Consider the following 22,860-nt stretch of genomic DNA (forward strand, 5'->3'; position numbering starts at 1 on the left):
GCCCACACGGGCGGTGGGCAGCGCCCCGGCAGGACGATGGCCGCGCGGCGCGAGGCCGACCGGCGAGCAGCCCCGCCGCCAGCGCGAACGCCCCCGTGCACACCGACGCCACCCGCCCCGAGCGCCCCGCCAGCCCCGCCACCTCGGCCGCGACCGCCACGCACCGCTCCACGTCCACCGCCCCCGGGACGATCAGCGTGTCCGCGCCCCGCACCTCCCCGGCCGCCCGGTCCACGCCGATCCGCAGCCCGCACGAGGTCCGTACACCCCGCCCGTCCGGCGAGCACACCCGTACCTCATAGCCGGACCCGGCCGTCGAGAAGACCTCCAGCGGGGCCGACACATCGAGCAGCCGGACCCCGTCGAAGGCGAACACCCACACCTCGTGCGTCCTCGTCATGTGTCCGATTCTGTGGGACACCTGTCCGTGAGGACATGGCGGGCCCCCGCCCCCGACGGCGAGGCTTGCCCCATGAACCCGATGGCGCTCATCCCCGACAGCAAGCTCGCCACCGCCGCCACCGAACTCGTCCGCGACACGACGAGCGAGCTGATCTACGACCACTCCCGCCGCGTCTACCTCTTCGGCGCCCTCCAGGGCCGCGCCCGCGGCCTCGCCTTCGACCCCGAACTCCTCTACGTCGGCGCCCTGTTCCACGACCTCGGCCTCGGCGAGGCACACCGGACCAGTGGCCGCCGCTTCGAGGTCGACGGCGCCGATGAGGCCGCCGCCTTCCTCCGCTCCCACGGCGCCGACGAGGACGCCGTCCGCCGCGTCTGGACCGCGATCGCCCTCCACACCACCCCCGGCATCCCCGCGTTCATGGAGCCCGAGGTCGCCCTCGTCACCGCCGGCGTCGAGTACGACGTCCTCGGCATCGGCTACGACGACCCCGCCGCCGTCACCCCCGAGGACCGCGCCGCGATCGTCGCCGCCCACCCCCGCCCCGACTTCAAGCGCCGCATCCTGGCCGCCTTCACCGACGGCATCGCCCCCAGGCCGGACACCACCTTCGGCAACGTCAAAGCGGACGTCCTGCGCCATTTCGTGCCCGGTTTCGCCCCCGGAGACTTCGTGACGACCATCAGGGACTCCGCCTGGCCCGAGTGACGACCCCCTCCCCACCTGCGACGTCCGTCAGTCGGTCAGAAATCATCCAGAATGTGAGATCACATTCCGGAACCCGGACCGGGAATCGATACGATGAGCCCATGGTTTCCCACGACGTGAGCGAAGAGACTCCGAGCACCACCCTGCTCGTGGCACGCCTGCACGTCGACCTGTGCCGCCTTTCCAGCGCGATCTGTACCTCAGGCTGTACCGCACGCGCTGCGTTCTGAGCGACCGGCCGAGCGCCCTCACCGTACGACCCCCTCCGCGCGGGGCCACAGAAGCGCGCCCATCACGCCACTTCCGACAGGAGCCCACGCCATGGCCATCGAGGTCCGCATCCCGACCATCCTCCGCACCTACACCGACGGCGAGAAGGCCGTCGAAGGCAGCGGCGCGACCCTCGCCGAGCTCTTCGCCGACCTGGAGACCCGCCACGCCGGGATCGAGGCCCGCATCGTCGACGGCGGCAAGCTCCGCCGCTTCGTCAACGTCTACCTCAACGACGAGGACGTCCGCTTCCTCGACGGCATCGACACCAAGCTCACCGACGGCGACAACGTCACGATCCTGCCGGCCGTCGCCGGCGGCATGGTCTGATCCACATGCGTTACGACTCCTCGCTGGCCGCGGTCGGCAACACGCCGCTGGTCCGCCTCCCCCGGCTCTCGCCCTCGGGCGACGTCCGCATCTGGGCGAAGCTGGAGGACCGCAACCCCACCGGCTCGGTCAAGGACCGCCCCGCGCTCCACATGATCGAGCAGGCGGAGAAGGACGGCCGCCTCACCCCCGGCTGCACCATCCTGGAGCCGACCAGCGGCAACACCGGCATCTCCCTCGCCATGGCCGCCAAGCTCAAGGGCTACCGCATCGTCTGCGTCATGCCCGAGAACACCAGCGAGGAGCGGCGCCAGCTGCTGGCCATGTGGGGCGCCGAGATCATCTCGTCCCCCGCGGCCGGCGGCTCGAACACGGCCGTACGCGTCGCCAAGGAGCTCTCCGCCGAGAACCCCTCCTGGGTGATGCTCTACCAGTACGGCAACCCCGACAACGCGGGCGCCCACTACGCCACCACCGGCCCGGAGATCCTCGCCGACCTCCCGTCGATCACCCACTTCGTGGCGGGTCTCGGCACCACCGGCACGCTCATGGGCGTCGGCCGCTACCTGCGCGAGCACAAGCCCGACGTCAAGATCGTCGCCGCCGAGCCGCGCTACGACGACCTCGTCTACGGCCTGCGCAACCTCGACGAGGGCTTCGTCCCCGAGCTGTACGACGCCTCCGTCCTCACCACCCGCTTCTCCGTCGGCTCCGCCGACGCGGTCACCCGCACCCGCGAACTCCTCCAGCAGGAGGGCATCTTCGCGGGCGTCTCCACCGGCGCCGCCCTCCACGCGGCCATCGGCGTCGGCAACAAGGCCCTCAAGGCCGGCGAAACCGCCGACATCGCCTTCGTCGTCGCGGACGGCGGCTGGAAGTACCTGTCGACCGGCCTCTACACGGCCAAGACGACAGAAGAAGCCATCGAAGCAGTCCAGGGCCAGCTCTGGGCGTAGGGCCCCGTTGTGGGCATACGTTCCGCTAGGGCGGAACGGGTGGGCACAACGGAACGGCGCGCTCAGCCGCGCCCAGCCTCCAGCGCCTGAACCCGCACCCGGCGCTACCGCACGCGCGCTACCGCGCCAAATGGCGGACCTGGTCCCACACGACCGGGTCCGCCTCCCCCACCCGCCGCCGAAAGTCCGCCACCGGCACCTCCCGCAGCTCGTCCGTCTCCAGGAAGCTCGGCCGGCCCTGCGCGTCGCCCACCGCCCCCGGCGGCAGCGCGATGACCCCCGGCCGCTCGTCGTGGTACTTGCTGGTGATCTTGACGACGAGCGCGCTGTCCCCTCGTACCCCGAGCACCAGACAGGGCCGGTCCTTCGACCCGGGCCCGTCCTCGAAGGGCACGTCCGCCCACCAGATCTCCGCCGCCCTCGGCGGCCGGCCCGGTCGCGCGGGAGCCCTGCGGGGCCCGGCCGGACCGCGAGGAGGCCGCGTCCGCCCCGCCGGCCCCCGGGACGACGTCCGCCGCGAGGACCGCTTCCATCCGTCGGCGACCGCCACCACCAGCGCGATCACCACGACCGCGACCAGCGCGGGCCACCACGACGTGTCCATACCTCAAGAAGGTACCGGTGCGCGCCCCACCCCGCCGCCGCGCCCCGCCATCCATCCGAACCGGTGACAGAGCCCGTGAGTTCGCCCACAACGGGCCACCACGAAGGAGCGGCGGGCCCGGGTGCGCCGTACGCTCGACAGACCGCACAGCCTCCCCCTCCCTCAGCGCGCTTTCCGCACCCGTCCACGGAGGTTCACGCTCCATGAAGCTCACCGTCGTCGGCTGCTCCGGGTCGTTCCCGTCCGCGGAATCGGCCTGTTCGAGCTACCTCGTCGAGGCCGACGGCTTCCGGCTGCTCCTCGACATGGGCAACGGCGCCCTGGGCGAGCTGCAGCGCCACATCGGTCTGTACGACCTCGACGCGATCTTCCTCAGCCACCTCCACGCCGACCACTGCATCGACATGTGCGGCTACTTCGTCGCCCGCTACTACCGGCACGACGGCGGGCGCTGCGACGCGCTCCCCGTGTACGCCCCCGAGGGCGCCGAGCAGCGTCTGACCACGGCCTATGCGGACACCCCCTCGCCGTCCGCGATGAGCGAGGTCTTCGACTTCCGCACGCTGAAGTCCGGTGACGCCTTCGAGATCGGCCCGTTCTCCGTCCGTACGGAGAAGGTGTGCCACCCGGTCGAGGCGTACGGCATCCGGGTCGAGCACGGCGGCCGTTCGCTCACGTACTCGGGGGACACCGGGGTCTGCGAGGCGCTGCACGACCTCGCCGCCGGCACCGACCTCTTCCTCTGCGAGGCCTCCTTCACCCACGGCAAGGAGGACGTCCCCGACCTTCACCTCAACGGCCGGGAGGCCGGGGCGCAGGCGGCCCGGGCGGGGGTCGGACGCCTGGTCGTGACCCACATCCCGCCGTGGACGGACGGCGAGCGGAACCTGGCGGACGCGCGCGAGGTGTTCAAGGGCCCGTCGGAGCTGGCGCGGCCGGGAGCGGTGTACGAGATCTGAGTCCGCGTACGAGCACGGGGAAGGCCCCGGAACCGTCCTGGTTCCGGGGCCTTCCGTCGTGCGGGGGAGGGGCTCACGCCTTGGTGAGGTCCTCGATCTCCTCCTCGGGCTCGCGGCCCGGGGTGGGGAGGTTGAACTTGGTGATCGCGAAGCGGAAGACCACGTAGTAGATCGCCGCGAAGACGAGACCGATCGGGATGATCAGCCACGGCTTGGTCGCGAGGTTCCAGTTGAGCAGGTAGTCGATGCCGCCGGCGGAGAAGGTGAAGCCCGCGTGGACGCCGAAGGCCCAGGTGACGGCCATGGAGACGGCGGTCAGGACCGCGTGGATCGCGTACAGGACCGGCGCGATGAACATGAACGTGAACTCGATCGGCTCGGTGATACCGGTGACGAAGGAGGTCAGCGCGAGGGAGACCATCATGCCCATGACGGCCTTGCGGCGCTCGGGGCGGGCGGCGTGGGCGATGGCGATCGCGGCGGCCGGGAGGCCGAACATCATGATCGGGAAGAAGCCCGACATGAAGATTCCGGCGCTCGGGTCACCGGCGAAGAAGCGGTTGAGGTCACCGTGGACGACCTCGCCGGCGGCGTTGGTGAAGTCACCGATCTGGAACCAGGAGACGGTGTTCACGAACTGGTGCATGCCGACCGGGATCAGCGCGCGGTTGATGAGACCGAAGAGGCCGGCGCCACCGGCGCCGAGGCCGGTCATCCACTCGCCGAAGCTGGAGATGCCCTCACCGATCGGCTCCCAGACCAGGCCGAAGACGACGCCGACCGCGGTGCCGACGAAGGCCATGATGATCGGGACGAGACGGCGGCCGTTGAAGAAGCCGAGCCAGTCGACGAGCTTGGTGCGGTGGAAGCGCTGCCACAGGACGGCCGAGAGCAGACCCATCAGGATGCCGCCGAGGACGCCCGGGTTGTTGTACGTCGCGGCGACGTCGACACCCTTGTTGGCGGTCGTGTTGACGACGGCCTCGGTGATCGGGAAGGCCTTCAGCACGTTGCTGTAGACGAGGAAGCCGACGAGCGCGGCCAGGGCGGTGGAGCCGTCCGCCTTCTTGGCGAAGCCGATGGCGACGCCGATGCAGAAGAGCAGGGGCAGGTTGTCGAAGACCGCGCCGCCGGCGGTGGCGAAGACGGACGCGACCTTGTCCCAGCCGAGGCCGTCCTTGCCGAAGACGTCGGGCTGGCCGAGACGGAGCAGAATACCCGCGGCCGGCAGCACGGCGATCGGCAGCTGCAGGCTGCGACCGACCTTCTGCAGGCCCTGGAACAGGCCGGATCCGCGCTTCTTCGCGGGAGCGGCGGCCTGGGCGGTGGCCGTACTCATCAACTTCCTCCAGTAAGGCAAGGCGCCGCCCGGGACAGTGAACACGGGGGGAGGCGACGTCTCGTGGAACGCGGTGGTCTGGACCGCGTGGTCTACACCATTGAGTGGTGTAGACCAGTTGTAGCACGTGAGACTTAGATAAGGAACCTGCGAATTTTGTGTACTCAGCCATAGCCGGAGATGCACGACAAAAGGCCCCCGGACGGTCAGGTCCGGGGGCCTTCGAAGCGCCTTACGAGGGGGCCGAAAGCCCCGAAAACGGTCAGGTCCCGCCGCGTGAGCGCGGGGCTACTTGACGTTGTCGCGCTCGATCTCCTCCTCGATCTCCTCCGGCTCGCGGCCCGGCGTCGGGAGGTTGAACCTGACGATCGCGAACCGGAAGATCACGTAGTACACGACCGCGAAGCCCAGGCCGATCGGGATGATCAGCCACGGCTTCGTCGCGAGGTTCCAGTTGATCACGTAGTCGATCAGACCCGCCGAGAAGCTGAAGCCGTCCTTCACGCCGAGCGCCCAGGTCACCGCCATCGACACACCGGTCAGCACGGCATGGATCACGTACAGCAGCGGCGCGATGAAGAGGAACGAGTACTCGATCGGCTCGGTGATGCCGGTGACGAACGAGGTCAGCGCCACCGAGAGCATCATGCCGCCGACCGCCTTGCGGCGATGCGGCTTCGCGGTGTGGGTGATCGCGAGCGCCGCCGCGGGCAGCGCGAACATCATGATCGGGAAGAAGCCCGTCAGGAACTGACCGGCGTTCGGGTCGCCCGCGAGGAACATCGGGATGTCGCCGTGGACCACCGTGCCGTCCGGCTTGGTGTACGTGCCGAACTGGAACCAGATGGGCACGTTCAGGAACTGGTGCAGGCCGATGACGAGCAGCGCGCGGTTCGCGAGGCCGAAGATGCCCGAACCCCAGGCGCCAAGACCCACCAGCCAGTCGCTGAAGTTCTCCAGGCCGTCGCCGATCGGCGGCCAGATCCACAGACAGATCGCGGCGAACGCGATCGCCACGAACGTCATGATGATCGGCACGAGCCGGCGGCCGTTGAAGAAGCCGAGCCAGTCGACCAGCTTCGTCCGGTGGTAGCGCTGCCAGAACCAGGCGGCCATCAGGCCCATCAGGATGCCGCCGAAGACGCCGGGGTTCTGGTACGTGTACCCGGTGAAGGCCTGCTCGGGCGAGAGGCAGCCGCCGTTGACGTCCACCGTGCCCGTCGGGCAGTCCTTCGGGAACTGGCGCAGCACGTTGTAGTAGACGAGAAAGCCGACCACGGCCGCCAGCGCCGTCGAACCGTCCGCCTTCTTCGCCATGCCGATCGCGACGCCGATGCAGAACAGCAGCGGCAGACCCAGACTGCCGTCGAGCAGCGCACCACCCGCGCCCGCCATCACCTTCGCGACGTTGTCCCAGCCCAGACCGTCGGCACCGAAGACGTCCGGCTGCCCGAGCCGGTTGATGATGCCGGCGGCCGGGAGGACGGCGATGGGGAGCTGGAGGCTGCGGCCCATCTTCTGGAGGCCCTGGAAAAGGCCGCCCCAGGAAAGGGACTTCTTGGGTTTCGGTGCGGCCGCAGCGCTGTCGTTACTCATCGGCGTCCTCCCTCCCCGGAACAAGCCGGGTCCGCATCTCGTTGCACACTGGTGTAGACCAGTTGCGATAGGCTCCGGGAACCCGCTGAGGACAGGCCGCCGGTGATCGTCATCATTCGGCAGAACGGCCGCACTCGCTCGCGAGGTTGGGCCAACCGTGGGTTACCGTGACAAAGCGGACCGTCGGTACGCAGAACGGACAGGGAGAAACACATGGCCAGCAAGGCTGAGAAGATCGTCGCCGGGCTCGGCGGCATCGACAACATCGAAGAGGTCGAAGGCTGCATCACCCGCCTCCGCACCGAGGTCGTGGACCCCGCCCTCGTCGACGAGGCCGCCCTGAAGGCCGCCGGCGCCCACGGCGTCGTGAAGATGGGCACCGCCATCCAGGTCGTCATCGGCACCGACGCCGACCCCATCGCCGCGGAGATCGAAGACCTGATGTGAGCGTGAGCACCCCGCTCACTTCCTGAGGAGGGCCCGTTCCGGCAGGGGAACGGGCCCTCCGTCATGTCCGGCTAGGCTCGTGCCATGTCTCGCATCGACGGCCGTACCCCCGAACAGCTCCGCCCCGTCACCATCGAACGCGGCTGGAGCAAGCACGCCGAGGGCTCCGTCCTCATCTCCTTCGGCGACACCAAGGTCTTCTGCACCGCCTCCGTCACCGAAGGCGTCCCGCGCTGGCGCAAGGGCAGCGGCGAGGGCTGGGTCACCGGTGAGTACTCCATGCTCCCCCGCGCCACCAACACCCGCGGCGACCGCGAATCCGTCCGCGGCAAGATCGGCGGCCGCACCCACGAGATCTCCCGCCTCATCGGCCGCTCCCTGCGCGCCGTCATCGACTACAAGGCCCTCGGCGAGAACACCATCGTCCTCGACTGCGACGTCCTCCAGGCCGACGGCGGCACCCGCACCGCCGCGATCACCGGCGCGTACGTGGCCCTGGCCGACGCCATCGGCTGGGCCCAGGGCAAGAAGCTGATCAAGGCCGGCCGCAAGCCCCTCACCGGCACCGTCGCCGCCGTCTCCGTCGGCATCGTCGACGGAGTCCCCCTCCTCGACCTCTGCTACGAGGAGGACGTCCGCGCCGACACCGACATGAACGTCGTCTGCACCGGCGACGGCCGCTTCGTCGAGGTCCAGGGCACCGCCGAAGCCGAGCCCTTCGACCGCAAGGAGCTCAACGCCCTCCTCGACCTCGCCTCCGGCGGCTGCGCCGAACTGGCCGAGATCCAGCGCAAGGCGCTCGAAGGAACCCTCTGACACCTCGATGCGTCCTGACGGGCGGGCACCCGGATAAGCTCCGGGCGCCCGCCCGTCGTACGTATCTGGGGAAGGACCCACCTTGAAGCAGCGCCGTCTCGCACTCGCCATGGCCACGGCCGCCGCGCTCACCACCGTCCTGAGCGGCTGCGGAGCCCTCGACACGGCGATGGACTGCGTCAAGACCGCCGACGCGATAGCCACGTCCGTCCAGAACCTCCAGACCGCCGTCTCGAACGCGTCCAACGACGTCACGCAGATCGAGGAGTCCCTGAACTCGATCTCCACGGAACTGGGCAACCTCAAGAACACGACGGACAACGCCGACCTGTCGAAGGCCGTCGACGACCTGACCAAGGGCGTGGACTCCGTCCGCACGGCGGTCAAGAACGGCGACACGACCCCGGACATCACGCCGATCACGGACGCGGCCGGCGAGGTGGCCAAGGTCTGCACCCCGGGCTGAAACGCCCCGGGATAATCGGGAGCATGACCCGACAGCGCCTGATCCTCGCCACCCGCAACGCGGGCAAGATCACCGAACTCCACGCGATCCTCGCCGACGCGGGCCTAGACCTGGACCTCGTCGGCGCGGACGCGTACCCCGAGATCCCCGACGTCAAGGAAACGGGCGTCACCTTCGCCGAGAACGCGTTGTTGAAGGCCCACGCCCTGGCCCAGGCCACCGGCCTCCCGGCCGTCGCCGACGACTCGGGCCTCTGCGTCGACGTCCTCAACGGCGCCCCCGGCATCTTCTCGGCCCGCTGGGCCGGCACCCACGGCGACGACAAGGCGAACCTGAACCTCCTGCTGGCGCAGCTGTCGGACATCGACGACGCCCACAGGGCAGCCCACTTCGCCTGCGCGGCAGCGCTCGCCCTCCCGGACGGCACGGAACGCGTGGTCGAGGGCCAGATGCGGGGCACCCTCCGCCACGCCCCCGTCGGCACGAACGGCTTCGGCTACGACCCGATCCTCCAGCCGGAGGGCCACGAGGTGACCTGCGCCGAACTGACCCCGGCGCAGAAGAACGCGATCAGCCACAGGGGCAAGGCGTTCAGGGCGCTGGTGCCGGTGGTGCGGGAACTGCTGGGCTGAGGGGCGTACGGCGAAGGCCTCATCCGGATAAGTTTCGGATGAGGCCTTCGATTTAACGGTTTGTGCGGCCTGAGGGATTCGAACCCTCACGGGATTGCTCCCATCGCGCCCTAAACGCGAGGCGTCTGCCGTTCCGCCAAGGCCGCTAGCGCCTGCCATGCTAGCGGGCGGGCGGCCGGTGTGGGCGGGGATGTTGCTATGTCGACTGGCGACGCCTGCCGCCTCGGCACCAAGTGGTGGTCATCGAGTGGCAGTTGGGGCACAGGTAGCGAAGGTTCTCCCGGCGGTTGTCGAGCCAGTTCCCGTTGATGTGGTCGATCTGCAGAGTGATGGACCCGCCCCGCCACTTGCCCTCGTTCCCGCACTCGACGCAGCGATACGGGACGCCCACCTCGGTGAGGGCGCGATGGAGCCGGTCGCGGTTCTCGCGCGACGATCCTTCCGGGCGTACCCGGAACACCGCGTCCGCGATGGCCTTCGGCGCCACGACCCGCACCGTGCCCCATGTGCGTCGCTTGAAGCGCGACGTGTCGAGGCCCAGCTCGGACACCCGCCGCCGTACCCGGCGGTGATTCTGGTCGGTCACGGGGAGGCCGAGCGTGCGCATCACGTCGGCGAAGCTGGTGGCGTCCGTCACCGCGGCTCGTAGGCGTTCCTCCGGTACCTCGACGCGCCTGTGCGTGAAGTGGGCGATGTCGATTGCCCGCTCGTGGAGCATGTGCCGGAGTGCGGCGCGGGACCTGCCGTCATCGCCTACGCCCAGCAGGCGAGCCATTTCTCTGACGCTCCGTGTGGCCGCTGCGGCGCTCTTGAGCTCCTCCGTGGTGAACGGCAGGTCCGTGGTCGAGCGGTTCAGGCCGGGGAACTGGCTCACGTCGATTCCGGCTGCGGCGATCCGTCGGCTGATGTGCGAGAGCGTTCCGGTCGCCGGGGGAACGCCGAGCCTCTGCGCGACCTCGCGGAGCGTCGTAGAGGCGGCGACCGCCTCGGCGATGGCGTTGTCCGTGTACTTGCGCCAGGGGCTCTGCTGCTTGAAGTGGCTGGTGTCGATGCCGTACTCGGCAACCTTCGACTGGAGTGTCCGGCGTCGGCCGCCGCTCGCCCCCAATTCGAGCCGACGCATCAGGTCGGCCCACCCCTTTGATTCCGCCACGGCGGCGCTGAGCCGGTCCTTCGTGTACGGGCTCGTCCCCATCGGACCCCCTCCCCAGTACGGATCTCGTACGGGTTAACGAGTCGAATATCGGACGGTTACGCCATATCGCGTACTGTCGCGTGCGATAAACGGAACGGCCCGCACCACCCCATCGGAGGTGCGGGCCGTTCCGGCGAAGGTGAGGGCTCAGACGCCCAGGTCCCTCATGATCTTGGCGACGTGGCCCGTGGCCTTGACGTTGTAGAAGGCGTGTTCCACCTTGCCCTGCTCGTCGACCACGACCGTCGAGCGGATCACGCCCGTCACCACCTTGCCGTACAGCTTCTTCTCGCCGAAGGCGCCGTAGGCCTCCAGGGTCTCCTTCGACGGGTCCCCGACCAGCGTGACCTTCAGGTTCTCCTTCTCGCGGAACTTCGCGAGCTTCTCCGGCTTGTCGGGGGAGACGCCGATCACGTCGTAGCCGGCGGTCGCCAGGGCCTCCAGGTTGTCCGTGAAGTCGCACGCCTGCTTGGTGCAGCCGGGGGTCAGGGCCGCCGGGTAGAAGTAGACGATGACCTTGCGGCCCTTGTGGTCCGCGAGGGAGACCTCGTTGCCGTCCGCGTCGGGAAGGGTGAAGGCGGGGGCGGTGTCGCCGGGCTGCAGTCGCTCGCTCATGGCTGGCTCTCCTCGGAATATTCGCGTACGCATTCCAGAGCCTAATGCGGGCGAATGGGGGTCTGGGGCGACCCGATCGCGGCGGAGCTGACAGACTGGCTGTCAACGACCCATTACGACTACGGAGGCAGCGCGGTGTCGGAGGCCAGGACCCCTGCGCAGATCGAGGCGGACATCGTCCGCCGGCGCGAGCAGCTCGCCGTCACTCTCGACGAGATCGGCATTCGGATGCACCCGAAGACGATCATCGGGGACGCCAAGGCCAAGGTCGCCTCGACGGTCGACCAGACGGCCGGACGGGCCTTCGTCGCCGTCAACCGGGTCGTCTCGGACGTGAAGGCCCGTTTCACCCACGAGGACGGCGCGCCCCGCCTGGAGCGCGTCGTTCCGGCGGCCGTCGTGGCGCTCGCCGTCGTCGGCCTGATCGTGTCCTCCTCGCGGAGGAACAAGGGGTGACGGCCTTCCGGCACTCCCCGGCAGGTAGGTTCAGTCCGTGAGCGAGAACACGCACGACAAGCTGCCCATCCGGATGCTCCACGACCGGGTCCTGGTCCGCACCGACTCCCCGGAGGGGGAGCGGCGTTCCGGCGGCGGCATCCTGATCCCGGCGACGGCCGCGGTGGGCCGCCGCCTCGCCTGGGCCGAGGTGGTCGCGGTCGGGCAGAACGTCCGTACCGTCGAGATCGGCGACCGGGTGCTGTACGACCCCGAGGACCGCGCGGAGGTCGAGGTGCGGGGCATCGCGTACGTCCTGATGCGCGAGCGCGATCTGCACGCGGTGGCGGCGGATCGGTTCGGCACGACGGACTCGACCGGGCTGTACCTCTGAGAGACGCGTGAAGGCCCTGGTGACCGGAGTCACCGGGGCCTTTGCCTGTTCTTTGCTAGCCTGGAGACACCCCGACGAGACGCGCCGTACCGGGTTCACGACAAGACGACGCACCCCTGTTGATCCGTCTCGCGGAGGTGTCTCGTCATGGCCTGGGTTCTGCTGATCGTCGCCGGTCTGCTCGAGGTCGGCTGGTCCATCGGTATGAAGTACACGGACGGTTTCACCCGGCTCTGGCCGAGCGTGTTCACCGGCGCCGGGATCGTCGCCTCGATGATGCTGCTGTCGCAGGCGGCCAAGACGCTGCCGATCGGTACGGCGTACGGCGTCTGGGTCGGCATCGGCGCGGCCGGTGCGGCGGTGCTCGGCATGGTGGTGCTCGGTGAGCCGGCGACCGCCGCCCGGATCTTCTTCGTCTGTCTGCTGCTCGTCGCCGTGGTGGGGCTCAAGGCGACCAGCGGTCACTGACCGGTCGGTCTGCGGGAGGGGACGGGGCCCCGTGAGGCCGCTCCCGGCGGCCCCGCCTCGCCCGTCTCGTACCAGTCCTCCGACTCGTCCAACACCGGCGGTGGCGGCGGCGCCTCCGCGCCCGGCATCAGCCGGAGCTCGAAGTCCCGGGCGGGCGTCCCGGCCAGGGCCTCGCGCGTGAAGCGGCCCCAGATCTCGGCCGGCACCCCGCCGCCGTTGACGCGCGGTTGGCCGAGCGCGCCGTACAGCGATTCCTGGGAGCCGGACTCGGGGTCCTGCCCCATGACCGCGACGACGGCCGCGAGATCGGGGGTGTAGCCGGCGAACCAGGCGGCCTTGTCGTCCTCCGCGGTGCCCGTCTTGCCGGCGGCGGGGCGGCCGGCGGCCTGCGCGGCCGTGCCGGTGCCGGTCTCGACGACGCTCCGCAGGATCGACGTGGTGGTGTCGGCGGCCTCGCGGCTCACCGCCTGCCGGCGGGCGACGCCCGGCAGCTCCATCTCCTCGCCGTTCCGGCTGATCTCCTCGACGAGGGAGTAGCTGCCGTTCCGGCCGTGCGCGGCGAGCGTCGCGTACGCCGAGGCCATGTCGAGGACGCTGGCGGTGGCGGGGCCGAGGGCGATGGAGGGGGAGGCGGTGAGGTCGGGGGTGGTGCCGGGGACGCCGAGGGCGATCGCGGTGCGCCGTACGTGGGCGGGGCCGACGTCGACGGCCATCTGGGCGTAGACGGCGTTCACGGAGAGGTCGGTGGCGGCGCCGACGGCGATGTCGCCGTAGCTGGCGTCGTCCTCGTTGGCGGGGTCGTACGGGCTGCCGGCCCAGCCTTCGACGGGCCGCCGGTTGGTGCCGTCGTACATCGTGTACGGGGTGATGGGCTGGCCCTGCTGGGTCTGGGAGCCGTTCTGGACGGCGGCCGTGAAGACGAAGGGCTTGAAGGTGGAGCCGACCTGGTAGTCGCGGCGGGTGGCGTTGTTGACGTACTGCTGGGTGTAGTCGACGCCGCCGTACATGGCGAGGACCTTGCCGTTCGCCGGGTCGACGGCGGCGGCCCCGACGCGTACGTACCGGTCGGTGGGGGCGCTGGCCGGGTCGAGCCGGGAGACGACCCGCTCCTCGACGGCGTCGACGAGGGCCTCCTGTTTGGCGGGTTCCAGGGTGGTGGTGATGCGGAAGCCGCCGCCGGCGAGGGTCTTCTCGTCGACGATCCCGTGGTCGGTGAGGTACTCCTCGACGGCCTGGACGAGGTAGCCGCGCTGGCCGGAGAGGGCGGTGGCGGCGCGGGCGGTCTGGGGGGCGGGGAAGCGGGCGGCGGTGCGGGCCGCGGGGGAGAGCCAGCCTTCGGTGACCATGCCGTCGAGGACGTAGTGCCAGCGGGCGACGGCCTTGGCCCGGTTCTCGGGGTGGGTGGTGACGTCGTAGGCGCTGGGGGCCTTGAGGAGGGAGGCGAGGTACGCGCCTTCGGCGGTGTCGAGGCGCTCGACGTCCTTGCCGTAGTAGGCGCGGGCGGCGGCCTGGACGCCGTACGCGTTCCGGCCGAAGTAGCTGGTGTTCAGGTAGCCCTGGAGGATCTCCTCCTTGCTCTTCTCGCGGCCGAGTTTGATCGCGATGAAGAACTCCTTGGCCTTGCGGCTGAGGGTCTGTTCCTGGCCCAGGTAGTAGTTCTTGACGTACTGCTGGGTGATGGTGGAGCCGGACTGGCGGCCCTTGCCGGTGACGGTGTTCCAGGCGGCGCGGACCATGGCCTTGGGGTCGACGGCGCGGGAGGTGTGGAAGTCGCGTTCCTCGGCGGCGAGGACGGCCCGGCGGACGGTGAGCGGGACCTGGTCGAGGCGGACGTTCTCGCGGTTGACCTCGCCGTCGCGGGCGAGGGGGGTGCCGTCCCGGTAGAGGTAGACGTTGGACTGGGCGACGGCGGCGGCGTTGGCGGGCGGGATCTCCACCAGGAGGTAGCCGGCGACGAAGGCGCCGGCGAGCAGCAGCGTGCCGAGCAGGAGGAGCCCGAGGAGGGTCCGCAGGAGTCGGCGGAGGGGTCTTCTCGGTCTGTCGTCGTCCGGTCGTGGTGCGGGGAGGGTGGGGTCCCTCGGCTCCCAGTTCGTATCCGAGCTCGTACCAGAGGAAGGGGACATGGCATCACATACTGCATGGATTGCGGCGAAACTCCCCTAACCGACCCGTAGGTGGCGCGAAAACCGCTCGCGGCGCGCCGGGCGAAGCCACTAGGGTCGTGCGCTTCGCCGTCATTCGTACCGGAAAGGGCCTCTCATGCTGCGGCTGTACGGGACGGTGGCCGCGGGCGGCTTCCGGCGCTTCGCCACCTACCGCGTGGCCACGGCCGCGGGCGTCTTCACGAACAGCGTCTTCGGCTTCGTCCTCTCCGCCACCTACATCGCCCTGTGGGACGAACGGCCGCGGCTCGGCGGCTACTCCATGGACGACGCCCTCGCCTACGTGTGGATCGGGCAGGCGCTGATCACGGTCTGCGGCCTGATGGGCGGCGGCTTCGAGGAGGAGCTGATCGAGCGGATCAGGACCGGGGACATCGCCGTCGACCTCTACCGCCCCGCCGACCTCCAGGCCTGGTGGTTCTCGGCCAACGCCGGCCGCTCCGCCTTCCAGCTGCTGGGCCGCGGGGTCGCCCCGATGGCCCTCGGCGCACTGGTCTTCGACTTCACCCTGCCGTCGGGGCCGGGCGGCTGGCTCGCGTTCCTGCTGGCGGTGGCGCTGGGCTCGGTGGTCGGCTTCGCGATCTGGTACCTGGTGGCGATGAGCGCGTTCTGGCTGCTCGACGGCCAGGGGGTGGTGCAGGTGGCCTGGCTGGGCGGCCTGTTCTTCTCGGGGATGCTGCTCCCGCTGAACGTGTTCCCGGGCGCGCTGGGCGAGCTGGCGCGGCTGCTGCCGTGGGCGTCGCTGCTCCAGGTGCCGGCCGATGTGTACCTGGGGAGGTACGAGGGCTGGGAGCTGGCGGGGGCGTACGGCTTCCAGGCCTCCTGGGCGCTGGTCCTGCTGGGCGCGGGGAGGGCGGCGCAGGCGGCGGCGACGCGGAAGGTGGTGGTGCAGGGTGGCTAAGGCATGGGTGGGGGACTCCTGGCGCACGTACCGGGGGATCGGGGCTTCGGGGCGTACGTACCAAGGGTTCGGGGCTTCGTGGCGGACGTACCGGATGGTGGCGGGGATGTGGATCCGTTCCACGATGACGTACCGCTCGTCCTTCGCCCTGACCCTCCTCACGAGCTTCTGCGTGACGTTCTTCGACTTCGTCGTGATCCTCCTGATGTTCGGTCAGGTGCGGGGTCTCGGCGGGTTCTCGTTCGCGGAGGTGGCCCTGCTGTACGGGACGGCGGGGACGTCGTTCGGGATCGCGGACCTGACGATGGGCTCGCTGCAGCGGATGGGGAAGCGGGTGAGGGACGGTTCGCTCGACACGTTCCTGATGCGTCCGGCGCCGCTGCTCGCGCAGGTCGCGGCGGACAAGTTCGCGCTGCGGAGGTTCGGCAGGGTCGCACAGGGCCTGCTCGTCCTGGTGTGGAGCCTGCTCCTTCTCGACGTGGACTGGACGCCGCTGAAGGTGGTGCTGCTGCCGGTGACGGTGGTGTGCGGGGCGGTGATCTTCGGTGCGGTGATGGTGGTGGGCGCGTCGACGCTCTTCTGGATCCAGGACGCGGCGGAGGTCACGAACTCCTTCACGTACGGCGGGAACACGCTCCTCCAGTACCCGCCGACGATCTTCGCGCAGGAGCTGGTGCGGGGGGTGGTGTACGTCGTACCGCTGGCGTTCGTGAGCTGGCTGCCCGCGCTGTACGTGCTCGGCCGGCCGGCTCCGGCGGGGGTGCCGGACTGGGCGGCGTTCGTGTCGCCGCTGGTGGCGGTGGTGAGCTGCGGGGTGGCGGGGCTGGCGTGGCGGGCGGGAATCCGCTCGTACCGATCGACGGGAAGCTGAGGGACCACGGTGAGCTGCGAGAAGGTGAGCTGCGAGAAGAGCATGCCCTTCATCGAACTGGACGGCGTCGAGAAGGTCTTCACGGTCCGCCGGAAGGCGGGGGTGATCCGCCGGGAGAAGCGGGAGGTCCGGGCGGTCGACGGCATCAGCTTCGGGGTGGAGCGCGGGGAGATGGTCGGCTACATCGGCCCGAACGGCGCCGGGAAGTCGACGACGATCAAGATGCTCACCGGCATCCTGACCCCGAGCGGCGGCCGGCTGCGGGTGGCGGGCATCGACCCGGCGCGGGAGCGCACCCGACTGGCCCAGCGGATAGGGGTGGTCTTCGGCCAGCGCACGACCCTCTGGTGGGACCTGCCGCTGAAGGACTCGTACCGGCTGATGCACCGCATGTACCGGATCCCCGACGCCCGGTACGAGGAGAACCTGGCCCGCTGCGTGGACCTGCTCGACCTGGGGGACCTGCTCGACGTCCCCGTACGGCAGCTGTCCCTGGGCCAGCGGATGCGCGGCGACATCGCGGCGGCGCTGCTGCACGACCCGGAGGTGCTGTACCTGGACGAGCCGACGATCGGCCTGGACGTGGTGTCGAAGGCGAGGGTGCGCGAGTTCCTCCGCGACCTGAACGCCACCCGGGGCACCACGGTCCTCCTGACCACCCACGACCTCACGGACATCGAACAGCTCTGCTCGCGGGTGATGGTCATCGACCACGGGCGGCTGATGTACGACGGGGAGCTGGCCGGCCTGCACGCGGTCGGCGAGAGCGAACGCCTCCTTGTGGTGGACCTGGAGCGGGAGCTGCCGCCGATCGAGGATCTGCCGGGGGCGCGTTTCGTGAGGTCGGAGGGCCCGCGCCAGTGGCTGGCGTTCGGGGCGGCGGAGTCGGCGGCGCCCCTGGTGGCGGCGGTGGCGGCGAAATACCCCCTCCTCGACCTCTCGGTGCGGGAGCCGGACATCGAGGCGGTGATCGCGAAGATGTACGGGGGAACTCGGGACGAGCGCCGGGAGTCCCTGATGTAGGAGGTCGAGTCGATGGTGAGTTTCTCGTACACGGCGGCGGACGAGGAGAAGAGCAGAGGCGTCCGCCGCATGAAGGCCCTGGCGACGGCGCTGCTGGCCCTGGTGGCCGTGATCTACGGCCTGGCGACGTGGGCGCGGAACGCCGGCTGGGGCGGGTGGGCCGGCTATGTCGCGGCGGCGGCGGAGGCGGGCATGGTGGGCGCCCTCGCGGACTGGTTCGCGGTGACGGCGCTGTTCCGGCGCCCGCTGGGCCTCCCCATCCCGCACACGGCGATCATCCCGACGAAGAAGGACCAGCTGGGAGCGTCGCTGGGCACGTTCGTGGGCGAGAACTTCCTGTCGGCGGATGTCGTACGGGGCAGGCTGGCGGCCCTGGGCATCGGCGCCCGGCTCGGCGCATGGCTGGCGAACCCGGCGCACGCGGACCGCGTGACGGCGGAACTCTCCACGGCCCTACGGGGCGCCCTGACGGTCCTGCGGGACGCGGACGTCCAGGCGGTGGTGGGGGAGGCGATCACGCGTCGCGCGGAGTCGGCGGAGATCGCGCCGGGCCTGGGGAAGACCCTGGAGAAGGTGGTGGCGGAAGGGGCGCACCACCGGGCGGTGGACCTGGTCTGCACGCGCGCGCACGACTGGCTGGTGATGCACGGGGACTCGGTGATGGACGCGGTGCAGGGCGGGGCACCGGGCTGGACGCCCCGCTTCGTGGACCGGAAGATCGGCGAACGCGTCTACAAGGAGCTGCTCCGCTTCATCACGGAGATGCGGGACATGCCGGCCCACCCGGCGCGCGGGGCGATCGACCGCTTCCTGACGGACTTCGCGGCCGACCTCCAGGCCGACACGGACACCCGGGCGCGCGTGGAGCGTCTGAAGGGGGAGCTCCTGGCCCGCCCGGAGGTCCAGGACATCATCACCTCGGCCTGGTCCTCGGTCCGGTCCCTGATCATCGCGGCGGCCGAGGACGACCGCAGCCAGCTCCGCCTCCGCGCCCGCGCCTCCCTGATCTCCCTGGGCACCCGCCTGTCGACGGACGCCCGCCTGCAGGGCAAGGTCGAGGGCTGGGCGGAGGACGCGGCGGCGTACGTGGTCACGACCTACCGCCACGAGATCACGTCCCTGATCACGGACACGGTCGCCGGCTGGGACGCCACCCAGACCTCCCGCAAGATCGAGGCCAACATCGGCCGCGACCTCCAGTTCATCCGCATCAACGGCACGGTGGTCGGCGCCCTGGCAGGCCTCCTGATCTACACGGTGAGCCACGCGGCGGGCGGCTGAGGCTACTTCCCCCGGGTGACGGCCCAGGAGGCGACGGCCATGCCCCCGGCCACGGAGAACACCGCGGGCCAGGCCCCGATCTTCTTGGCCAGCGGATGGGACCCGGCGAACGCGGCGACGTAAGCGGAGGTCAACCCCACGGAAGCCTTGACCCCACCAACCTGCTGCCACTCCCGCGCGGCCACGCCCCCGGCGGCAGCGAGCACGACACCCCCGAGGGGCCGCTTCTTGGTCCACCGAGCAACGGCATACCCACCGACAAGCCCGGCGGCGGCTATGACGGGGGAGGGGATGCGGGGCATGACGGGCCTTTCGTTCGGTGGCTGGTGTTCTTGTGGGGCCAGGGGGACGGGGCCCGCCGCCGAGCGACGCGCGGGCCCCGACGCTCCGGTCAGTCCTCGTCGGGGATCTCGTGCTCGAGGCGTCCCCAGTCGTAGCGTCCGTCTTCCGTCTCGATGGTGGCCACGGTTCCGTGCGGCGTGTGGTTGATGGCGATCGAAGCGGTGCTGTCGGCGGGCACGGACAAGCTGTACTCCACCCTCTTCTTCGCGGCCATTCGCTCATCCTCTCTGAGCTTCAGAGCACACCATGCACCCCCGCACATTACGTGAAGAGTGGCGCAAAAGGTGCATTTAGGAATTATTCGTCGTGCTCAATCGCGTGGCCGCGTGAACGTCAAGTCGCAGCCCCCGTCGTGCTCTTTCCCGTTCGGTCGGCTCCCGTTCCGCCGTGTGGGGCGACCCTGAAGCCGTTCGGGATCGTACACCTGTCCACAGATGCACGCTCCGATGATCGACACCGAAACCCTCCATGGTCAACTCCATAGGGGGTTTTACGTGAAAAGTTCCTTTTGCTCCATCTTCAATGAATGACTTTTTCATTTTCTTGATCAAATGAAATGCAGTCCGGTAGGGTCTCGGTCAAGCGAAAGGGGTGGGTGAGTGTCGCAGGATTTCGCGGACTGGCTCAGCGACGTACTCCGTCAACGGGAGATGCCGCAGAAGGAGCTGGCGCAGCTCGTGGGGGTGACTCCGGCTGCGGTGAACGCGTGGGCGAGGGGGCGGGCCGTGCCGCGGTACGAGAAGATCCAGGCCGTGGCTTCGGCGCTCGGCGTGGCCGTGGAGGACGCGGTCAGTCGGCGGCCGCCGGAGTCCGACCGCGCCGATCTGTCCTGGGTGTTCCAGCGGGCCCCCGAGGACGGGAGTCGAAGCGGTGGCAACGCGGCCGCCTACGCGTTCTCGGCGGACCTGGAGGTCCTCGCCCGAGAGGCGACGCAGAACAGTCTCGACGAGCGCTTCGACGAGACGCGTCCGGTCACGACGCGACTCGTGCTGCACGAGCTGACGGGAGACCATCTCGAGAGGTTCCTCGACGCCCTGCAGTGGGAGGCGATCGAGCGCCACCTGCGGAGCGCCGCGGACCCCGGTCAGAAGGCGGGGCGCGTGCTGACCGACGGCCTGAACGAGTTCGAACGGACCGGCCGGCTCGTGCTGCTCCGAATCGACGATTTCAACGCTCGCGGCCTCACTGGTCCGGAGTACGGCGACGGGCGGTTCGCCCGCGTGGTGCGGCGCACGTTGGACAGCGGAAAGGAAGGGTCCCAGGGCGGGTCATACGGCCTGGGCAAGGCGGCACTCTGGTCGGCGAGCCGTTTCGGCCTCGTGCTCGTCAACAGCACGTTGTCGGAGCAGCAGGCCGGTCGCCACGAGCGGCGCATGGCCGGCCGGCTCGAACTTCCCTGGCACGCGCTCGACGGTGAGGAGTACGCGGGGCCCGCGTGGTTCGGAGCGCCGGACAAGGAGCGTGGCAACGCGGCGCGGTCCTGGTGGTCCGACCGTGCGACGGCCGAGAGCCTCCATCTCGAACGGGGCGACAGTGACCCGGGGACCTCCTTCTTGGTCGTCGGCGCGTACGACGGGTCCGGGGACGCCGAGGACGTCGAGGAGATGCACGAGAAGCTCGCCCTGGGGGTGGCGAGGAACTTCTGGGCCTCCATGGTCGGCGGCGAGCGCAGTGGGCCGCTGTTGCGTACGACGGTGGCCTCGTGGCGGAACGGCAGGGTCGCGAAGGCCGAGGAGTCGATCGATCCGCATCGCTACGAGCCCGCCAGATCACGTGCCGTGAAGGCGTTCCTCGACGGACGGACCTCGTCCGAACTGACGTCCCGCGAGGACGTGCTGCAGACATCGGTGCCGCTCGTACTGCCCGCCCGGAAGGAGCCGGTGGGTCCCGGGGCCGCCCCGAAGTCGCACGACGCCGTCCTGCTCGTCACTCCCACGCCCGAGGACGAGGAGAAGCCCGACCACATCTCCTACATGCGTGCCACGCGCATGGTCGTTCGGAGCAAGCGGGTCGGTGACCTTCCACTGGGGCATCGTTCGTTCCAGGCCGTGCTGCTCGCGGGACTGGCAACGGGCAGCCGTACGCCGGACGCGTTCGCGGCCGAGCAGTTGCTGCGCGCGGCGGAGCCGCCGGACCACAACGACTGGTGCGGCACCGAGGACCTCACCGCCACGTATGTGCGGGGAGCACGGCAGTGCGTCCTCAACTTCAAGAAGGCCGCGGAACAAGCGGTGCGCGACCTGCTGAGAGGGCAGGAGGAGGAGAGCGACCCCGACGAGGGTCCCCAGGTCCTGCGAGAGCTGCTGACGTTCGAATCGCCCAAGAAGGCCCGGACGCAGAGTTATCCGGTCGTCCACGCGGTCGAGGGCGAAGTGCTGCCGAGCGGTGCGTGGTGCGTCCGCGTGACGGTGAAGCTGCCGGAGAAGGACGGTGCCTGGATTCTGGCCCCGGTCGCGCGCTTCGTCGTCCGCTCGGGCGGAGGGCTTCCCGTCGCGTGGGCGGGCGCTCTGGTGCCCGAGCGGGACTGCGAGCTGACGCGCAGCGGCAATCTGCGGTTCAGGGAGGGTACGCGACGTGGAGTGTTCAAGGCGCTCACCGATGTGTCCAGCCATCCCGTCGCCGCCGAGATGTCGTGCATCGAGATAGACGTGCCGAGGGCCAAGGAGAGCGCGGAGTGAAGACGGCATTCCCCTACCGAATTCTTGCGGGGGAGGTGACCCTCGCGGCCGACGAGGTGCGCGTGGACAACATCCCGCTCTCGCTCAACCTCGTGTCGGACAAGGAACGTGTCATCGCGCTGCACGCGATCCGGAGAGACTGGGACGAGATACGCGTCAAGGTGGTGGTCAGTGCCGACCCAGAGGAGCTGGGTTCCGGCGTCTGGACGTCTCCGCAATGCCTGGTGTTCGCGAGGAACAGGGCGACGAACGTTCGGCATTCCTTCCCCCTTAGCTATGACGGCGAGGGGCGCTGGACCGGTGAAGTGGAGCTCCACCGAGGCGATCACGTCGGACGGACCGAGATCGGTGCGGTCGTCGTCGCGGAAGTGGGAGGGTTCCCGGGACGCCTGATCGGCCGGACCGAGGACAACTGGAGTGCCGATTTCGAGGCGAAGCAGCCGAAGCGGCAGCGGAGCATCAAGATGGCCTGGCGGGAATTCGCGGAAGACCCGTTCCTGAAGGACTTCCGTGACGACCCCTGGGTCCTGGATGCGGAGGCCGGCGAGCCGATCCTCTACCTCAATGCCTCTCTGGAGGGCCTCCGCCCGCTTCTTGACGGTGGCCCGGGTGCCGAGCGCAAGCTCGTACGCGAGGTCATGGCGTCCCAGATTGCGTCCGAGGCCTGGACGGCCCTGTTCAACACGGCGCTCTACGCGGCAGGTACGGACGACGACGAACTCCAGTGGCCGGGTGGCTGGCAGGAGGAGGTCCTCAGGAGGATGCTTCCGGACTTCTTTCCCGGCCTGTCTCCCGACGAGGCACTGGCCGAACTCGTTGATCGACGGAGTCGTGGCGAGAACGGATCGGATCTTCACGCGCGCCTCATGCACTCCGCGTCGATCCATTCCAAGAAGCAGAAGACCGTGGCCGGTACGGTGCGGGCGTTGGCCCGCCTGGCGGACGGAGGACAGGAAATATGAGGCCGAC

27 protein-coding genes, 1 tRNA gene and 1 riboswitch are annotated in these 22,860 nt (G+C 69.7%); of the genes, 18 read left to right on the plus strand and 10 right to left on the minus strand.

Features of this window, described 5'->3' with window-relative positions:
* The coding region (locus ACWGN5_RS20980; RefSeq protein ID WP_453517275.1) for a DJ-1/PfpI family protein at positions 1–400 on the minus strand (400 nt) is incomplete at its 3' end.
* A 72-nt stretch (positions 401–472) separates the two neighbouring features.
* On the opposite strand from ACWGN5_RS20980, the gene ACWGN5_RS20985 reads away from it, so the two are divergent.
* From ACWGN5_RS20985 to ACWGN5_RS21000, 4 genes are all read left to right on the plus strand, one after another.
* Positions 473–1,111 (plus strand): HD domain-containing protein, encoded by a 639-nt coding sequence (locus tag ACWGN5_RS20985; protein ID WP_453517277.1) that lies wholly within the window; start codon positions 473–475, stop codon positions 1,109–1,111.
* Positions 1,112–1,212: 101 nt separating this feature from the next.
* Entirely contained in the window at positions 1,213–1,341 is a 129-nt protein-coding gene (locus tag ACWGN5_RS20990; protein ID WP_453517279.1) for a putative leader peptide, read from the plus strand.
* A 91-nt stretch (positions 1,342–1,432) separates the two neighbouring features.
* Positions 1,433–1,711, plus strand: coding sequence for a MoaD/ThiS family protein (locus tag ACWGN5_RS20995; protein ID WP_369144471.1), 279 nt, complete (start codon positions 1,433–1,435; stop codon positions 1,709–1,711).
* A 5-nt stretch (positions 1,712–1,716) separates the two neighbouring features.
* Positions 1,717–2,667 (plus strand): PLP-dependent cysteine synthase family protein, encoded by a 951-nt coding sequence (locus ACWGN5_RS21000; RefSeq protein WP_453517281.1) that lies wholly within the window; start codon positions 1,717–1,719, stop codon positions 2,665–2,667.
* 118 nt (positions 2,668–2,785) lie between these two features.
* Here ACWGN5_RS21000 and ACWGN5_RS21005 read toward each other — a convergent pair whose 3' ends face one another.
* Positions 2,786–3,271 (minus strand): type II toxin-antitoxin system PemK/MazF family toxin, encoded by a 486-nt coding sequence (locus ACWGN5_RS21005; RefSeq protein WP_453517283.1) that lies wholly within the window; start codon positions 3,269–3,271, stop codon positions 2,786–2,788.
* Between the two features lie 203 nt (positions 3,272–3,474).
* On the opposite strand from ACWGN5_RS21005, the gene ACWGN5_RS21010 reads away from it, so the two are divergent.
* A complete protein-coding gene (locus ACWGN5_RS21010) occupies positions 3,475–4,230 on the plus strand; it encodes an MBL fold metallo-hydrolase (protein WP_453517285.1) in 756 nt (251 codons plus the stop codon).
* Positions 4,231–4,303: 73 nt separating this feature from the next.
* Here the strand turns inward: ACWGN5_RS21010 and ACWGN5_RS21015 are convergent, their stop codons facing one another.
* Entirely contained in the window at positions 4,304–5,569 is a 1,266-nt protein-coding gene (locus tag ACWGN5_RS21015) for a PTS transporter subunit EIIC (protein WP_189805268.1), read from the minus strand.
* 288 nt (positions 5,570–5,857) lie between these two features.
* A complete protein-coding gene (locus ACWGN5_RS21020; protein ID WP_453517287.1) occupies positions 5,858–7,165 on the minus strand; it encodes a PTS transporter subunit EIIC in 1,308 nt (435 codons plus the stop codon).
* Between the two features lie 213 nt (positions 7,166–7,378).
* Here ACWGN5_RS21020 and ACWGN5_RS21025 point away from each other — a divergent pair, with 213 nt between their 5' ends.
* From ACWGN5_RS21025 to rdgB, 4 genes are all read left to right on the plus strand, one after another.
* Positions 7,379–7,612, plus strand: coding sequence for a glucose PTS transporter subunit EIIB (locus ACWGN5_RS21025; RefSeq protein ID WP_041129428.1), 234 nt, complete (start codon positions 7,379–7,381; stop codon positions 7,610–7,612).
* A gap of 84 nt (positions 7,613–7,696) precedes the next feature.
* Positions 7,697–8,428, plus strand: a complete 732-nt coding sequence (gene rph, locus ACWGN5_RS21030; protein ID WP_351187299.1) for a ribonuclease PH — start codon at positions 7,697–7,699, stop codon at positions 8,426–8,428.
* Between the two features lie 109 nt (positions 8,429–8,537).
* Entirely contained in the window at positions 8,538–8,894 is a 357-nt protein-coding gene (locus ACWGN5_RS21035) for a hypothetical protein (protein ID WP_453517438.1), read from the plus strand.
* A 23-nt stretch (positions 8,895–8,917) separates the two neighbouring features.
* Positions 8,918–9,526 (plus strand): RdgB/HAM1 family non-canonical purine NTP pyrophosphatase, encoded by a 609-nt coding sequence (rdgB, locus tag ACWGN5_RS21040; protein ID WP_453517289.1) that lies wholly within the window; start codon positions 8,918–8,920, stop codon positions 9,524–9,526.
* A gap of 63 nt (positions 9,527–9,589) precedes the next feature.
* Here rdgB and ACWGN5_RS21045 read toward each other — a convergent pair.
* From ACWGN5_RS21045 to bcp, 3 genes are all read right to left on the minus strand, one after another.
* Positions 9,590–9,672 (minus strand) — tRNA-Leu (locus tag ACWGN5_RS21045).
* 50 nt (positions 9,673–9,722) lie between these two features.
* Positions 9,723–10,721, minus strand: a complete 999-nt coding sequence (locus ACWGN5_RS21050; protein WP_453517291.1) for an HNH endonuclease signature motif containing protein — start codon at positions 10,719–10,721, stop codon at positions 9,723–9,725.
* Between the two features lie 147 nt (positions 10,722–10,868).
* The gene (gene bcp / locus ACWGN5_RS21055) at positions 10,869–11,336 is read right to left on the minus strand and encodes a thioredoxin-dependent thiol peroxidase (protein ID WP_453517294.1); all 468 of its coding nucleotides are present in this window, start codon (positions 11,334–11,336) and stop codon (positions 10,869–10,871) included.
* A 135-nt stretch (positions 11,337–11,471) separates the two neighbouring features.
* Here bcp and ACWGN5_RS21060 point away from each other — a divergent pair, with 135 nt between their 5' ends.
* The 3 genes from ACWGN5_RS21060 (at position 11,472) to ACWGN5_RS21070 (ending at position 12,633) form a co-directional block, all read left to right on the plus strand.
* Positions 11,472–11,792, plus strand: coding sequence for a DUF3618 domain-containing protein (locus ACWGN5_RS21060; RefSeq protein ID WP_369144464.1), 321 nt, complete (start codon positions 11,472–11,474; stop codon positions 11,790–11,792).
* A 37-nt stretch (positions 11,793–11,829) separates the two neighbouring features.
* Positions 11,830–12,165: a GroES family chaperonin gene (locus ACWGN5_RS21065; protein ID WP_453517297.1), complete on the plus strand. Its 336-nt coding sequence runs from the start codon at positions 11,830–11,832 to the stop codon at positions 12,163–12,165.
* Between the two features lie 53 nt (positions 12,166–12,218).
* A riboswitch (guanidine-III (ykkC-III) riboswitch) is annotated at positions 12,219–12,280 on the plus strand.
* Positions 12,281–12,312: 32 nt separating this feature from the next.
* Positions 12,313–12,633 (plus strand): DMT family transporter, encoded by a 321-nt coding sequence (locus ACWGN5_RS21070; protein ID WP_369144463.1) that lies wholly within the window; start codon positions 12,313–12,315, stop codon positions 12,631–12,633.
* Here the strand turns inward: ACWGN5_RS21070 and ACWGN5_RS21075 are convergent.
* On the minus strand, positions 12,627–14,756 hold the full coding sequence (locus tag ACWGN5_RS21075) for a transglycosylase domain-containing protein (RefSeq protein ID WP_453517300.1): 2,130 nt from the start codon (positions 14,754–14,756) through the stop codon (positions 12,627–12,629). The genes ACWGN5_RS21070 and ACWGN5_RS21075 overlap by 7 nt on opposite strands.
* 139 nt (positions 14,757–14,895) lie before the next feature.
* Here ACWGN5_RS21075 and ACWGN5_RS21080 point away from each other — a divergent pair, with 139 nt between their 5' ends.
* From ACWGN5_RS21080 to ACWGN5_RS21095, 4 genes are all read left to right on the plus strand, one after another.
* Positions 14,896–15,696, plus strand: a complete 801-nt coding sequence (locus ACWGN5_RS21080) for an ABC transporter permease (RefSeq protein ID WP_453517441.1) — start codon at positions 14,896–14,898, stop codon at positions 15,694–15,696.
* Positions 15,697–15,802: 106 nt separating this feature from the next.
* Complete coding sequence (locus ACWGN5_RS21085) at positions 15,803–16,567, plus strand: ABC transporter permease (RefSeq protein WP_453517302.1); 765 nt, start codon at positions 15,803–15,805, stop codon at positions 16,565–16,567.
* A gap of 42 nt (positions 16,568–16,609) precedes the next feature.
* Positions 16,610–17,590 carry an ABC transporter ATP-binding protein gene (locus tag ACWGN5_RS21090; RefSeq protein WP_453517304.1) on the plus strand — a complete coding sequence of 327 codons (981 nt, stop codon included), beginning with the start codon at positions 16,610–16,612 and terminating at the stop codon, positions 17,588–17,590.
* A gap of 12 nt (positions 17,591–17,602) precedes the next feature.
* Positions 17,603–18,871: a DUF445 domain-containing protein gene (locus ACWGN5_RS21095; protein WP_453517305.1), complete on the plus strand. Its 1,269-nt coding sequence runs from the start codon at positions 17,603–17,605 to the stop codon at positions 18,869–18,871.
* A gap of 2 nt (positions 18,872–18,873) precedes the next feature.
* On the opposite strand, the gene ACWGN5_RS21100 is transcribed toward ACWGN5_RS21095, so the two are convergent.
* Positions 18,874–19,173 carry a hypothetical protein gene (locus ACWGN5_RS21100; RefSeq protein ID WP_453517308.1) on the minus strand — a complete coding sequence of 100 codons (300 nt, stop codon included), beginning with the start codon at positions 19,171–19,173 and terminating at the stop codon, positions 18,874–18,876.
* A gap of 89 nt (positions 19,174–19,262) precedes the next feature.
* Positions 19,263–19,427 carry a hypothetical protein gene (locus tag ACWGN5_RS21105; RefSeq protein ID WP_453517311.1) on the minus strand — a complete coding sequence of 55 codons (165 nt, stop codon included), beginning with the start codon at positions 19,425–19,427 and terminating at the stop codon, positions 19,263–19,265.
* Positions 19,428–19,812: 385 nt separating this feature from the next.
* Here ACWGN5_RS21105 and ACWGN5_RS21110 point away from each other — a divergent pair, with 385 nt between their 5' ends.
* Both ACWGN5_RS21110 and ACWGN5_RS21115 read left to right on the plus strand, forming a co-directional pair.
* Positions 19,813–21,891, plus strand: coding sequence for a helix-turn-helix transcriptional regulator (locus ACWGN5_RS21110; RefSeq protein WP_453517313.1), 2,079 nt, complete (start codon positions 19,813–19,815; stop codon positions 21,889–21,891).
* Positions 21,888–22,853 carry a hypothetical protein gene (locus ACWGN5_RS21115; protein WP_453517316.1) on the plus strand — a complete coding sequence of 322 codons (966 nt, stop codon included), beginning with the start codon at positions 21,888–21,890 and terminating at the stop codon, positions 22,851–22,853. Before ACWGN5_RS21110 ends, ACWGN5_RS21115 begins: the two co-directional genes overlap by 4 nt.
* Positions 22,854–22,860 lie beyond the last annotated feature (7 nt).

Source organism: Streptomyces sp. NPDC055815 (assembly GCF_053616475.1).

Coding starts and splice junctions, on each gene's coding strand:
- rdgB (WP_453517289.1), top strand. CDS start 8,918: ATGACCCGACAGCGCCTGATCCTCGCCACCCGCAACGCGGGCAAGATC.
- ACWGN5_RS20990 (WP_453517279.1), top strand. CDS start 1,213: ATGGTTTCCCACGACGTGAGCGAAGAGACTCCGAGCACCACCCTGCTC.
- ACWGN5_RS21035 (WP_453517438.1), top strand. CDS start 8,538: ATGGCCACGGCCGCCGCGCTCACCACCGTCCTGAGCGGCTGCGGAGCC.
- ACWGN5_RS21010 (WP_453517285.1), top strand. CDS start 3,475: ATGAAGCTCACCGTCGTCGGCTGCTCCGGGTCGTTCCCGTCCGCGGAA.
- ACWGN5_RS21050 (WP_453517291.1), bottom strand. CDS start 10,721: ATGGGGACGAGCCCGTACACGAAGGACCGGCTCAGCGCCGCCGTGGCG.
- ACWGN5_RS21025 (WP_041129428.1), top strand. CDS start 7,379: ATGGCCAGCAAGGCTGAGAAGATCGTCGCCGGGCTCGGCGGCATCGAC.
- rph (WP_351187299.1), top strand. CDS start 7,697: ATGTCTCGCATCGACGGCCGTACCCCCGAACAGCTCCGCCCCGTCACC.
- ACWGN5_RS21015 (WP_189805268.1), bottom strand. CDS start 5,569: ATGAGTACGGCCACCGCCCAGGCCGCCGCTCCCGCGAAGAAGCGCGGA.
- ACWGN5_RS21090 (WP_453517304.1), top strand. CDS start 16,610: ATGCCCTTCATCGAACTGGACGGCGTCGAGAAGGTCTTCACGGTCCGC.
- ACWGN5_RS20995 (WP_369144471.1), top strand. CDS start 1,433: ATGGCCATCGAGGTCCGCATCCCGACCATCCTCCGCACCTACACCGAC.
- ACWGN5_RS21020 (WP_453517287.1), bottom strand. CDS start 7,165: ATGAGTAACGACAGCGCTGCGGCCGCACCGAAACCCAAGAAGTCCCTT.
- ACWGN5_RS21085 (WP_453517302.1), top strand. CDS start 15,803: ATGTGGATCCGTTCCACGATGACGTACCGCTCGTCCTTCGCCCTGACC.
- bcp (WP_453517294.1), bottom strand. CDS start 11,336: ATGAGCGAGCGACTGCAGCCCGGCGACACCGCCCCCGCCTTCACCCTT.
- ACWGN5_RS21000 (WP_453517281.1), top strand. CDS start 1,717: ATGCGTTACGACTCCTCGCTGGCCGCGGTCGGCAACACGCCGCTGGTC.
- ACWGN5_RS21070 (WP_369144463.1), top strand. CDS start 12,313: ATGGCCTGGGTTCTGCTGATCGTCGCCGGTCTGCTCGAGGTCGGCTGG.
- ACWGN5_RS20985 (WP_453517277.1), top strand. CDS start 473: ATGAACCCGATGGCGCTCATCCCCGACAGCAAGCTCGCCACCGCCGCC.
- ACWGN5_RS21100 (WP_453517308.1), bottom strand. CDS start 19,173: ATGCCCCGCATCCCCTCCCCCGTCATAGCCGCCGCCGGGCTTGTCGGT.
- ACWGN5_RS21075 (WP_453517300.1), bottom strand. CDS start 14,756: ATGTCCCCTTCCTCTGGTACGAGCTCGGATACGAACTGGGAGCCGAGG.
- ACWGN5_RS21095 (WP_453517305.1), top strand. CDS start 17,603: ATGGTGAGTTTCTCGTACACGGCGGCGGACGAGGAGAAGAGCAGAGGC.
- ACWGN5_RS21005 (WP_453517283.1), bottom strand. CDS start 3,271: ATGGACACGTCGTGGTGGCCCGCGCTGGTCGCGGTCGTGGTGATCGCG.
- ACWGN5_RS21105 (WP_453517311.1), bottom strand. CDS start 19,427: ATGGCCGCGAAGAAGAGGGTGGAGTACAGCTTGTCCGTGCCCGCCGAC.